The 12,884-nt window shown below is 52.0% G+C and carries 8 protein-coding genes and 1 pseudogene; all 9 read left to right on the top strand.

The window, feature by feature from the left end; genetic code table 11:
• Positions 1–244: pseudogene (tuf, locus tag ACJHWT_RS21540) on the top strand (elongation factor Tu); the annotation flags it as partial.
• A 229-nt stretch (positions 245–473) separates the two neighbouring features.
• Complete coding sequence (gene secE / locus ACJHWT_RS21545; protein ID WP_001275702.1) at positions 474–857, top strand: preprotein translocase subunit SecE; 384 nt, start codon at positions 474–476, stop codon at positions 855–857.
• A gap of 1 nt (position 858) precedes the next feature.
• Positions 859–1,404 (top strand): transcription termination/antitermination protein NusG, encoded by a 546-nt coding sequence (nusG, locus tag ACJHWT_RS21550; RefSeq protein ID WP_001287516.1) that lies wholly within the window; start codon positions 859–861, stop codon positions 1,402–1,404.
• Between the two features lie 158 nt (positions 1,405–1,562).
• Complete coding sequence (gene rplK / locus ACJHWT_RS21555) at positions 1,563–1,991, top strand: 50S ribosomal protein L11 (protein ID WP_001085926.1); 429 nt, start codon at positions 1,563–1,565, stop codon at positions 1,989–1,991.
• Positions 1,992–1,994: 3 nt separating this feature from the next.
• Positions 1,995–2,699 carry a 50S ribosomal protein L1 gene (rplA, locus tag ACJHWT_RS21560; RefSeq protein WP_001096684.1) on the top strand — a complete coding sequence of 235 codons (705 nt, stop codon included), beginning with the start codon at positions 1,995–1,997 and terminating at the stop codon, positions 2,697–2,699.
• A 412-nt stretch (positions 2,700–3,111) separates the two neighbouring features.
• Entirely contained in the window at positions 3,112–3,609 is a 498-nt protein-coding gene (gene rplJ, locus ACJHWT_RS21565) for a 50S ribosomal protein L10 (protein WP_001207201.1), read from the top strand.
• Between the two features lie 66 nt (positions 3,610–3,675).
• The gene (gene rplL / locus ACJHWT_RS21570; protein ID WP_000028878.1) at positions 3,676–4,041 is read left to right on the top strand and encodes a 50S ribosomal protein L7/L12; all 366 of its coding nucleotides are present in this window, start codon (positions 3,676–3,678) and stop codon (positions 4,039–4,041) included.
• 319 nt (positions 4,042–4,360) lie between these two features.
• Positions 4,361–8,389 carry a DNA-directed RNA polymerase subunit beta gene (gene rpoB, locus ACJHWT_RS21575; protein ID WP_000263098.1) on the top strand — a complete coding sequence of 1,343 codons (4,029 nt, stop codon included), beginning with the start codon at positions 4,361–4,363 and terminating at the stop codon, positions 8,387–8,389.
• Between the two features lie 76 nt (positions 8,390–8,465).
• Positions 8,466–12,689 (top strand): DNA-directed RNA polymerase subunit beta', encoded by a 4,224-nt coding sequence (gene rpoC, locus ACJHWT_RS21580; protein ID WP_000653944.1) that lies wholly within the window; start codon positions 8,466–8,468, stop codon positions 12,687–12,689.
• Positions 12,690–12,884 lie beyond the last annotated feature (195 nt).

Consider the following 12,884-nt stretch of genomic DNA (forward strand, 5'->3'; position numbering starts at 1 on the left):
AGATGAAGGCGGCCGTCATACTCCGTTCTTCAAAGGCTACCGTCCGCAGTTCTACTTCCGTACTACTGACGTGACTGGTACCATCGAACTGCCGGAAGGCGTAGAGATGGTAATGCCGGGCGACAACATCAAAATGGTTGTTACCCTGATCCACCCGATCGCGATGGACGACGGTCTGCGTTTCGCAATCCGTGAAGGCGGCCGTACCGTTGGCGCGGGCGTTGTAGCAAAAGTTCTGAGCTAATTGCCGATAACATTTGACGCAATGCGCACTAAAAGGGCATCATTTGATGCCCTTTTTGCACGCTTTCGTACCAGAACCTGGCTCATCAGTGATTTTCTTTGTCATAATCATTGCTGAGACAGGCTCTGTTGAGGGCGTATAATCCGAAAAGCTAATACGCGTTTCGATTTGGTTTGCCTCGCGATCGCGGGGTGAAAATGTTTGTAGAATACTTCTGACAGGTTGGTTTATGAGTGCGAATACCGAAGCTCAAGGAAGCGGGCGCGGCCTGGAAGCGATGAAGTGGGTCGTTGTGGTGGCATTGCTCCTGGTGGCGATTGTCGGCAACTATCTTTATCGCGACATTATGCTGCCGCTGCGTGCGCTGGCCGTAGTAATTCTGATTGCTGCAGCGGGTGGTGTCGCGCTGTTAACGACAAAAGGTAAAGCTACCGTTGCTTTTGCCCGTGAAGCGCGTACCGAAGTCCGTAAGGTCATTTGGCCGACTCGCCAGGAAACATTGCACACCACGCTGATTGTGGCTGCGGTTACCGCAGTAATGTCACTGATCCTGTGGGGACTGGATGGTATTCTGGTTCGCCTGGTATCCTTTATCACTGGCCTGAGGTTCTGAGATGTCTGAAGCTCCTAAAAAGCGCTGGTACGTCGTTCAGGCGTTTTCCGGTTTTGAAGGCCGCGTAGCAACGTCGCTGCGTGAGCATATCAAATTACACAACATGGAAGATTTGTTTGGTGAAGTCATGGTACCAACCGAAGAAGTGGTTGAAATCCGTGGCGGTCAGCGTCGCAAAAGCGAACGTAAATTCTTCCCTGGCTACGTCCTCGTTCAGATGGTGATGAACGACGCGAGCTGGCACCTGGTGCGCAGCGTACCGCGTGTGATGGGCTTCATCGGCGGTACTTCCGATCGTCCTGCACCAATCAGCGATAAAGAAGTCGATGCGATTATGAACCGCCTGCAGCAGGTTGGTGATAAGCCGCGTCCGAAAACGCTGTTTGAACCGGGTGAAATGGTCCGTGTTAATGATGGTCCGTTCGCTGACTTCAACGGTGTTGTTGAAGAAGTGGATTACGAGAAATCTCGTCTGAAAGTGTCTGTTTCTATCTTCGGTCGTGCGACCCCGGTAGAGCTGGACTTCAGCCAGGTTGAAAAAGCTTAACCCAGCGATCAAAAAAGCGGCGATTTAATCGTTGCACAAGGCGCGAGATTGGAATACAATTTCGCGCCTTTTGTTTTTATGGGCCTTGCCCGTAAAACGATTTTTTATATCACGGGGAGCCTCTCAGAGGCGTTATTACCCAACTTGAGGAATTTATAATGGCTAAGAAAGTACAAGCCTATGTCAAGCTGCAGGTTGCAGCTGGTATGGCTAACCCGAGTCCGCCAGTAGGTCCGGCTCTGGGTCAGCAGGGCGTAAACATCATGGAATTCTGCAAAGCGTTCAACGCAAAAACTGATTCCATCGAAAAAGGTCTGCCGATTCCGGTAGTAATCACCGTTTACGCTGACCGTTCTTTCACTTTCGTTACCAAGACTCCGCCAGCAGCAGTTCTGCTGAAAAAAGCGGCTGGTATCAAGTCTGGTTCCGGTAAGCCGAACAAAGACAAAGTGGGTAAAATTTCCCGCGCTCAGCTGCAGGAAATCGCGCAGACCAAAGCTGCCGACATGACTGGTGCCGACATTGAAGCGATGACTCGCTCCATCGAAGGTACTGCACGTTCCATGGGCCTGGTAGTGGAGGACTAAGAAATGGCTAAACTGACCAAGCGCATGCGTGTTATCCGCGAGAAAGTTGATGCAACCAAACAGTACGACATCAACGAAGCTATCGCTCTGCTGAAAGAACTGGCGACTGCTAAATTCGTAGAAAGCGTGGACGTAGCTGTTAACCTCGGCATCGACGCTCGTAAATCTGACCAGAACGTACGTGGTGCAACTGTACTGCCGCACGGTACTGGCCGTTCCGTTCGCGTAGCCGTATTTACCCAGGGTGCAAACGCTGAAGCTGCTAAAGCTGCAGGTGCTGAACTGGTAGGTATGGAAGATCTGGCTGACCAGATCAAGAAAGGCGAAATGAACTTTGACGTTGTTATTGCTTCTCCGGATGCAATGCGCGTTGTTGGCCAGCTGGGCCAGGTTCTGGGTCCGCGCGGCCTGATGCCAAACCCGAAAGTGGGTACTGTAACGCCGAACGTTGCTGAAGCGGTTAAAAACGCTAAAGCTGGCCAGGTTCGTTACCGTAACGACAAAAACGGCATCATCCACACCACCATCGGTAAAGTGGACTTTGACGCTGACAAACTGAAAGAAAACCTGGAAGCTCTGCTGGTTGCGCTGAAAAAAGCAAAACCGACTCAGGCGAAAGGCGTGTACATCAAGAAAGTTAGCATCTCCACCACCATGGGTGCAGGTGTTGCAGTTGACCAGGCTGGCCTGAGCGCTTCTGTAAACTAATGCCTTTACGTGGGCGGTGATTTTGTCTACAATCTTACCCCCACGTATAATGCTTAATGCAGACGTATATCCGAGATATTCGGGTTGTGGCAAGGCGGTAACTGAGCGAGTCGCCAGGAGCATAGTTAACTATGTGACTGGTGCGAACGAAGGAAGCCAACGCCGCCACAAGCTGAATAGCGACGGATAGAAAAGATTTGTTCGTTGGAGCCTGGCCTATCCAGGCCTCCGTCGAAGACCGCAGGAGTTTCGCAAGAAACTTAATCCCCTGCGTAGACGGTGACAGAACGCTAAGATTATTCTTTTATATTCTGGCTTGTTTCTGCTCACCGTAATTAAGACGCTCTCTCCGTTTGGAGGAGTGAAGTGAGTTCCAGAGATTTTCTCTGGCAAACATCCAGGAGCAAAGCTAATGGCTTTAAATCTTCAAGACAAACAAGCGATTGTTGCTGAAGTCAGCGAAGTAGCCAAAGGCGCGCTGTCTGCAGTAGTTGCGGATTCCCGTGGCGTAACTGTAGATAAAATGACTGAACTGCGTAAAGCAGGTCGCGAAGCTGGCGTATACATGCGTGTTGTTCGTAACACCCTGCTGCGCCGTGCTGTTGAAGGTACTCCGTTCGAGTGCCTGAAAGACGCGTTTGTTGGTCCGACCCTGATTGCATACTCTATGGAACACCCGGGCGCTGCTGCTCGTCTGTTCAAAGAGTTCGCGAAAGCGAATGCAAAATTTGAGGTCAAAGCCGCTGCCTTTGAAGGTGAGCTGATCCCGGCGTCTCAGATCGACCGCCTGGCAACTCTGCCGACCTACGAAGAAGCAATTGCACGCCTGATGGCAACCATGAAAGAAGCTTCGGCTGGCAAACTGGTTCGTACTCTGGCTGCTGTACGCGATGCGAAAGAAGCTGCTTAATCGCAGTTATCTTTTTAACGCATTCGCTTACGTATAAACTTATTCTGATATTCAGGAACAATTTAAATGTCTATCACTAAAGATCAAATCATTGAAGCAGTTGCAGCTATGTCTGTAATGGACGTTGTAGAACTGATCTCTGCAATGGAAGAAAAATTCGGTGTTTCCGCTGCTGCTGCTGTAGCTGTAGCTGCTGGCCCGGTTGAAGCTGCTGAAGAAAAAACTGAATTCGACGTAATTCTGAAAGCTGCTGGCGCTAACAAAGTTGCTGTTATCAAAGCAGTACGTGGCGCAACTGGCCTGGGTCTGAAAGAAGCTAAAGACCTGGTAGAATCTGCACCGGCTGCTCTGAAAGAAGGCGTGAGCAAAGACGACGCAGAAGCACTGAAAAAAGCTCTGGAAGAAGCTGGCGCTGAAGTTGAAGTTAAATAAGCCAACCCTTCCGGTTGCAGCCTGAGAAATCAGGCTGATGGCTGGTGACTTTTTAGTCACCAGCCTTTTTGCGCTGTAAGGCGCCAGTAGCGTTTCACACTGTTTGACTACTGCTGTGCCTTTCAATGCTTGTTTCTATCGACGACTTAATATACTGCGACAGGACGTCCGTTCTGTGTAAATCGCAATGAAATGGTTTAAGCGTGATAGCAACAGGCATTGCGGAAAGTGTTCCATTTTCCGGTCAACAAAATAGTGTTGCACAAACTGTCCGCTCAATGGACAGATGGGTCGACTTGTCAGCGAGCTGAGGAACCCTATGGTTTACTCCTATACCGAGAAAAAACGTATTCGTAAGGATTTTGGTAAACGTCCACAAGTTCTGGATGTACCTTATCTCCTTTCTATCCAGCTTGACTCGTTTCAGAAATTTATCGAGCAAGATCCTGAAGGGCAGTATGGTCTGGAAGCTGCTTTCCGTTCCGTATTCCCGATTCAGAGCTACAGCGGTAATTCCGAGCTGCAATACGTCAGCTACCGCCTTGGCGAACCGGTGTTTGACGTCCAGGAATGTCAAATCCGTGGCGTGACCTATTCCGCACCGCTGCGCGTTAAACTGCGTCTGGTGATCTATGAGCGCGAAGCGCCGGAAGGCACCGTAAAAGACATTAAAGAACAAGAAGTCTACATGGGCGAAATTCCGCTCATGACAGACAACGGTACCTTTGTTATCAACGGTACTGAGCGTGTTATCGTTTCCCAGCTGCACCGTAGTCCGGGCGTCTTCTTTGACTCCGACAAAGGTAAAACCCACTCTTCGGGTAAAGTGCTGTATAACGCGCGCATCATCCCTTACCGTGGTTCCTGGCTGGACTTCGAATTCGATCCGAAGGACAACCTGTTCGTACGTATCGACCGTCGCCGTAAACTGCCTGCGACCATCATTCTGCGCGCCCTGAACTACACCACAGAGCAGATCCTTGACCTGTTCTTTGAAAAAGTTATCTTTGAAATCCGTGATAACAAGCTGCAGATGGAACTGGTGCCGGAACGCCTGCGTGGTGAAACCGCATCTTTTGACATCGAAGCTAACGGTAAAGTGTACGTAGAAAAAGGCCGCCGTATCACTGCGCGCCACATTCGCCAGCTGGAAAAAGACGACGTCAAACTGATCGAAGTCCCGGTTGAGTACATCGCAGGTAAAGTGGTTGCTAAAGACTATATTGATGAGTCTACCGGCGAGCTGATCTGCGCAGCGAACATGGAGCTGAGCCTGGATCTGCTGGCTAAGCTGAGCCAGTCTGGTCACAAGCGTATCGAAACGCTGTTCACAAACGACCTGGATCACGGCCCGTATATCTCTGAAACCTTACGTGTCGACCCAACTAACGACCGTCTGAGCGCACTGGTAGAAATCTACCGCATGATGCGCCCTGGCGAGCCGCCGACTCGTGAAGCAGCTGAAAGCCTGTTCGAGAATCTGTTCTTCTCCGAAGACCGTTATGACCTGTCTGCGGTTGGTCGTATGAAGTTCAACCGTTCTCTGCTGCGCGAAGAAATCGAAGGTTCCGGTATCCTGAGCAAAGACGACATCATTGATGTTATGAAAAAGCTCATCGATATCCGTAACGGTAAAGGCGAAGTCGATGATATAGACCACCTCGGCAACCGTCGTATCCGTTCCGTTGGCGAAATGGCGGAAAACCAGTTCCGCGTTGGCCTGGTACGTGTAGAGCGTGCGGTGAAAGAGCGTCTGTCTCTGGGCGATCTGGATACCCTGATGCCTCAGGATATGATCAACGCCAAGCCGATTTCTGCAGCAGTGAAAGAGTTCTTCGGTTCCAGCCAGCTGTCTCAGTTTATGGACCAGAACAACCCGCTGTCTGAGATTACGCACAAACGTCGTATCTCCGCACTCGGCCCAGGTGGTCTGACCCGTGAACGTGCAGGCTTCGAAGTTCGAGACGTACACCCGACTCACTACGGTCGCGTATGTCCAATCGAAACCCCTGAAGGTCCGAACATCGGTCTGATCAACTCTCTGTCCGTGTACGCACAGACTAACGAATACGGCTTCCTTGAGACTCCGTATCGTAAAGTGACCGACGGTGTTGTAACTGACGAAATTCACTACCTGTCTGCTATCGAAGAAGGCAACTACGTTATCGCCCAGGCGAACTCCAACCTGGATGAAGAAGGCCACTTCGTAGAAGACCTGGTAACTTGCCGTAGCAAAGGCGAATCCAGCTTGTTCAGCCGTGACCAGGTTGACTACATGGACGTATCCACCCAGCAGGTGGTATCCGTCGGTGCGTCCCTGATCCCGTTCCTGGAACACGATGACGCCAACCGTGCATTGATGGGTGCGAACATGCAACGTCAGGCCGTTCCGACTCTGCGTGCTGATAAGCCGCTGGTTGGTACTGGTATGGAACGTGCTGTTGCCGTTGACTCCGGTGTAACGGCGGTTGCTAAACGTGGTGGTGTCGTTCAGTACGTGGATGCTTCCCGTATCGTTATCAAAGTTAACGAAGACGAGATGTATCCGGGTGAAGCAGGTATCGACATCTACAACCTGACCAAATACACCCGTTCTAACCAGAACACCTGTATCAACCAGATGCCGTGTGTGTCTCTGGGTGAACCGGTTGAACGTGGCGACGTGCTGGCAGACGGTCCGTCCACCGACCTCGGTGAACTGGCGCTTGGTCAGAACATGCGCGTAGCGTTCATGCCGTGGAATGGTTACAACTTCGAAGACTCCATCCTCGTATCCGAGCGTGTTGTTCAGGAAGACCGTTTCACCACCATCCACATTCAGGAACTGGCGTGTGTGTCCCGTGACACCAAGCTGGGGCCAGAAGAGATCACCGCTGACATCCCGAACGTGGGTGAAGCTGCGCTCTCCAAACTGGATGAATCCGGTATCGTTTACATTGGTGCGGAAGTGACCGGTGGCGACATTCTGGTTGGTAAGGTTACGCCGAAAGGTGAAACTCAGCTGACCCCAGAAGAAAAATTGCTGCGTGCGATCTTCGGTGAGAAAGCGTCTGACGTTAAAGACTCTTCTCTGCGCGTACCAAACGGTGTATCCGGTACGGTTATCGACGTTCAGGTCTTTACTCGCGATGGCGTAGAAAAAGACAAACGTGCGCTGGAAATCGAAGAAATGCAGCTCAAACAGGCGAAGAAAGACCTGTCTGAAGAACTGCAGATCCTCGAAGCGGGTCTGTTCAGCCGTATCCGTGCTGTGCTGGTAGCCGGTGGCGTTGAAGCTGAGAAGCTCGACAAACTGCCGCGCGATCGCTGGCTGGAGCTGGGCCTGACCGACGAAGAGAAACAAAATCAGCTGGAACAGCTGGCTGAGCAGTATGACGAACTGAAACACGAGTTCGAGAAGAAACTCGAAGCGAAACGCCGCAAAATCACCCAGGGCGACGATCTGGCACCGGGCGTGCTGAAGATTGTTAAGGTATATCTGGCGGTTAAACGCCGTATCCAGCCTGGTGACAAGATGGCAGGTCGTCATGGTAACAAGGGTGTAATTTCTAAGATCAACCCGATCGAAGATATGCCTTACGATGAAAACGGTACGCCGGTAGACATCGTACTGAACCCGCTGGGCGTACCGTCTCGTATGAACATCGGTCAGATCCTCGAAACCCACCTGGGTATGGCTGCGAAAGGTATCGGCGACAAGATCAACGCCATGCTGAAACAGCAGCAAGAAGTCGCGAAACTGCGCGAATTCATCCAGCGTGCGTACGATCTGGGCGCTGACGTTCGTCAGAAAGTTGACCTGAGTACCTTCAGCGATGAAGAAGTTATGCGTCTGGCTGAAAACCTGCGCAAAGGTATGCCAATCGCAACGCCGGTGTTCGACGGTGCGAAAGAAGCAGAAATTAAAGAGCTGCTGAAACTTGGCGACCTGCCGACTTCTGGTCAGATCCGCCTGTACGACGGCCGCACTGGTGAACAGTTCGAGCGTCCGGTAACCGTTGGTTACATGTACATGCTGAAACTGAACCACCTGGTCGACGACAAGATGCACGCGCGTTCCACCGGTTCTTACAGCCTGGTTACTCAGCAGCCGCTGGGTGGTAAGGCACAGTTCGGTGGTCAGCGTTTCGGGGAGATGGAAGTGTGGGCGCTGGAAGCATACGGCGCAGCATACACCCTGCAGGAAATGCTCACCGTTAAGTCTGATGACGTGAACGGTCGTACTAAGATGTATAAAAACATCGTGGACGGCAACCATCAGATGGAGCCGGGCATGCCAGAATCCTTCAACGTATTGTTGAAAGAGATTCGTTCGCTGGGTATCAACATCGAACTGGAAGACGAGTAATTCTCGCTCAAACAGGTCACTGCTGTCGGGGTAAAACCCGGCAGCGGATTGTGCTAACTCCGACGGGAGCAAATCCGTGAAAGATTTATTAAAGTTTCTGAAAGCGCAGACTAAAACCGAAGAGTTTGATGCGATCAAAATTGCTCTGGCTTCGCCAGACATGATCCGTTCATGGTCTTTCGGTGAAGTTAAAAAGCCGGAAACCATCAACTACCGTACGTTCAAACCAGAACGTGACGGCCTTTTCTGCGCCCGTATCTTTGGGCCGGTAAAAGATTACGAGTGCCTGTGCGGTAAGTACAAGCGCCTGAAACACCGTGGTGTCATCTGTGAGAAGTGCGGCGTTGAAGTGACCCAGACTAAAGTACGCCGTGAGCGTATGGGCCACATCGAACTGGCTTCCCCGACTGCGCACATCTGGTTCCTGAAATCGCTGCCGTCCCGTATCGGCCTGCTGCTCGATATGCCGCTGCGCGATATCGAACGCGTACTGTACTTCGAATCCTATGTGGTTATTGAAGGCGGTATGACCAACCTGGAACGCCAGCAGATCCTGACTGAAGAGCAGTATCTGGACGCGCTGGAAGAGTTCGGTGACGAATTCGACGCGAAAATGGGTGCGGAAGCAATCCAGGCCCTGCTGAAGAGCATGGATCTGGAGCAAGAGTGCGAACAGCTGCGTGAAGAGCTGAACGAAACCAACTCCGAAACCAAGCGTAAAAAGCTGACCAAGCGTATCAAACTGCTGGAAGCGTTCGTTCAGTCTGGTAACAAACCAGAGTGGATGATCCTGACCGTTCTGCCGGTACTGCCGCCAGATCTGCGTCCGCTGGTTCCGCTGGATGGTGGTCGTTTCGCGACTTCTGACCTGAACGATCTGTATCGTCGCGTCATTAACCGTAACAACCGTCTGAAACGTCTGCTGGATCTGGCTGCGCCGGACATCATCGTACGTAACGAAAAACGTATGCTGCAGGAAGCGGTAGACGCCCTGCTGGATAACGGTCGTCGCGGTCGTGCGATCACCGGTTCTAACAAGCGTCCTCTGAAATCTTTGGCCGACATGATCAAAGGTAAACAGGGTCGTTTCCGTCAGAACCTGCTCGGTAAGCGTGTTGACTACTCCGGTCGTTCTGTAATCACCGTAGGTCCATACCTGCGTCTGCATCAGTGCGGTCTGCCGAAGAAAATGGCGCTGGAGCTGTTCAAACCGTTCATCTACGGCAAGCTGGAACTGCGTGGTCTTGCTACCACCATTAAAGCTGCGAAGAAAATGGTTGAGCGCGAAGAAGCTGTCGTTTGGGATATCCTGGACGAAGTTATCCGCGAACACCCGGTACTGCTGAACCGTGCACCGACTCTGCACCGTCTGGGTATCCAGGCATTTGAACCGGTACTGATCGAAGGTAAAGCTATCCAGCTGCACCCGCTGGTTTGTGCGGCATATAACGCCGACTTCGATGGTGACCAGATGGCAGTTCACGTACCGCTGACGCTGGAAGCCCAGCTGGAAGCGCGTGCGCTGATGATGTCTACCAACAACATCCTGTCCCCGGCGAACGGCGAACCAATCATCGTTCCGTCTCAGGACGTTGTACTGGGTCTGTACTACATGACCCGTGACTGTGTTAACGCCAAAGGCGAAGGCATGGTGCTGACTGGCCCGAAAGAAGCAGAACGTCTGTATCGCTCTGGTCTGGCCTCTCTGCATGCGCGCGTTAAAGTGCGTATCACCGAGTATGAAAAAGATGCTAACGGTGAATTAGTAGCGAAAACCAGCCTGAAAGACACGACTGTTGGCCGTGCCATTCTGTGGATGATTGTACCGAAAGGTCTGCCTTACTCCATCGTCAACCAGGCGCTGGGTAAAAAAGCAATCTCCAAAATGCTGAACACCTGCTACCGCATTCTCGGTCTGAAACCGACCGTTATTTTTGCGGACCAGATCATGTACACCGGCTTTGCATATGCAGCGCGTTCTGGTGCATCTGTTGGTATCGATGACATGGTCATCCCGGAGAAGAAACACGAAATCATCTCCGAGGCAGAAGCAGAAGTTGCTGAAATTCAGGAGCAGTTCCAGTCTGGTCTGGTAACTGCGGGCGAACGCTACAACAAAGTTATCGATATCTGGGCTGCGGCGAACGATCGTGTATCCAAAGCGATGATGGATAACCTGCAAACTGAAACCGTTATTAACCGTGACGGTCAGGAAGAGAAGCAGGTTTCCTTCAACAGCATCTACATGATGGCCGACTCCGGTGCGCGTGGTTCTGCGGCACAGATTCGTCAGCTTGCTGGTATGCGTGGTCTGATGGCGAAGCCGGATGGCTCCATCATCGAAACGCCAATCACCGCGAACTTCCGTGAAGGTCTGAACGTACTCCAGTACTTCATCTCCACCCACGGTGCTCGTAAAGGTCTGGCGGATACCGCACTGAAAACGGCGAACTCCGGTTACCTGACTCGTCGTCTGGTTGACGTGGCGCAGGACCTAGTGGTTACCGAAGACGATTGTGGTACTCATGAAGGTATCATGATGACTCCGGTTATCGAAGGTGGTGACGTTAAAGAGCCGCTGCGCGATCGCGTACTGGGTCGTGTAACTGCTGAAGACGTTCTGAAGCCGGGTACTGCTGATATCCTCGTTCCGCGCAACACGCTGCTGCACGAACAGTGGTGTGACCTGCTGGAAGAGAACTCTGTCGACGCGGTTAAAGTACGTTCTGTTGTATCTTGTGACACCGACTTTGGTGTATGTGCGCACTGCTACGGTCGTGACCTGGCGCGTGGCCACATCATCAACAAAGGTGAAGCAATCGGTGTTATCGCGGCACAGTCCATCGGTGAACCGGGTACACAGCTGACCATGCGTACGTTCCACATCGGTGGTGCGGCATCTCGTGCGGCTGCTGAATCCAGCATCCAGGTGAAAAACAAAGGTAGCATCAAGCTCAGCAACGTGAAGTCGGTTGTGAACTCCAGCGGTAAACTGGTTATCACTTCCCGTAACACCGAACTGAAACTGATCGACGAATTCGGTCGTACCAAAGAAAGCTACAAAGTACCTTACGGTGCGGTACTGGCAAAAGGCGATGGCGAACAGGTTGCTGGCGGCGAAACCGTTGCAAACTGGGACCCGCACACCATGCCGGTTATCACCGAAGTAAGCGGTTTTGTACGCTTTACTGACATGATCGACGGTCAGACCATTACGCGTCAGACCGACGAATTGACCGGTCTGTCTTCGCTGGTGGTTCTGGATTCCGCAGAACGTACCGCAGGTGGTAAAGATCTGCGTCCGGCACTGAAAATCGTTGATGCTCAGGGTAACGATGTACTGATCCCGGGTACCGATATGCCTGCGCAGTACTTCCTGCCGGGTAAAGCGATTGTTCAGCTGGAAGATGGCGTACAGATCAGCTCTGGTGACACCCTGGCGCGTATTCCGCAGGAATCCGGCGGTACCAAGGACATCACCGGTGGTCTGCCGCGCGTTGCGGATCTGTTCGAAGCACGTCGTCCGAAAGAGCCGGCAATCCTGGCTGAAATCAGCGGTATCGTTTCCTTCGGTAAAGAAACCAAAGGTAAACGTCGTCTGGTTATCACCCCGGTAGACGGTAGCGATCCGTACGAAGAGATGATTCCAAAATGGCGTCAGCTCAACGTGTTCGAAGGTGAACGTGTAGAACGTGGTGACGTAATTTCCGACGGTCCGGAAGCGCCGCACGACATTCTGCGTCTGCGTGGTGTTCATGCTGTTACTCGTTACATCGTTAACGAAGTACAGGACGTATACCGTCTGCAGGGCGTTAAGATTAACGATAAACACATCGAAGTTATCGTTCGTCAGATGCTGCGTAAAGCTACCATCGTTAACGCGGGCAGCTCCGACTTCCTGGAAGGTGAACAGGTTGAATACTCTCGCGTCAAGATCGCAAACCGCGAACTGGAAGCGAACGGCAAAGTGGGTGCAACTTACTCCCGCGATCTGCTGGGTATCACCAAAGCGTCTCTGGCAACCGAGTCCTTCATCTCCGCGGCATCGTTCCAGGAGACCACTCGCGTGCTGACCGAAGCAGCCGTTGCGGGCAAACGCGACGAACTGCGCGGCCTGAAAGAGAACGTTATCGTGGGTCGTCTGATCCCGGCAGGTACCGGTTACGCGTACCACCAGGATCGTATGCGTCGCCGTGCTGCGGGTGAAGCTCCGGCTGCACCGCAGGTGACTGCAGAAGACGCATCTGCCAGCCTGGCAGAACTGCTGAACGCAGGTCTGGGCGGTTCTGATAACGAGTAATCGTTAATCCGCAAATAACGTAAAAACCCGCTTCGGCGGGTTTTTTTATGGGTGTTATTCAGAGGGCAATTCTTCACGGAATTTTTAAGAAAGGCAGGGCGAAACGAGGAAGAAGCTTTTCGCCCTGGACAACATTCCTGCTGACGGGACTACCATAAAAAAACACAACGCTTTCAACAACCTTGCGTTTTTCAT

Source organism: Escherichia sp. WS338, from assembly GCF_046486405.1.
Taxonomy (GTDB): domain Bacteria; phylum Pseudomonadota; class Gammaproteobacteria; order Enterobacterales; family Enterobacteriaceae; genus Escherichia; species Escherichia coli.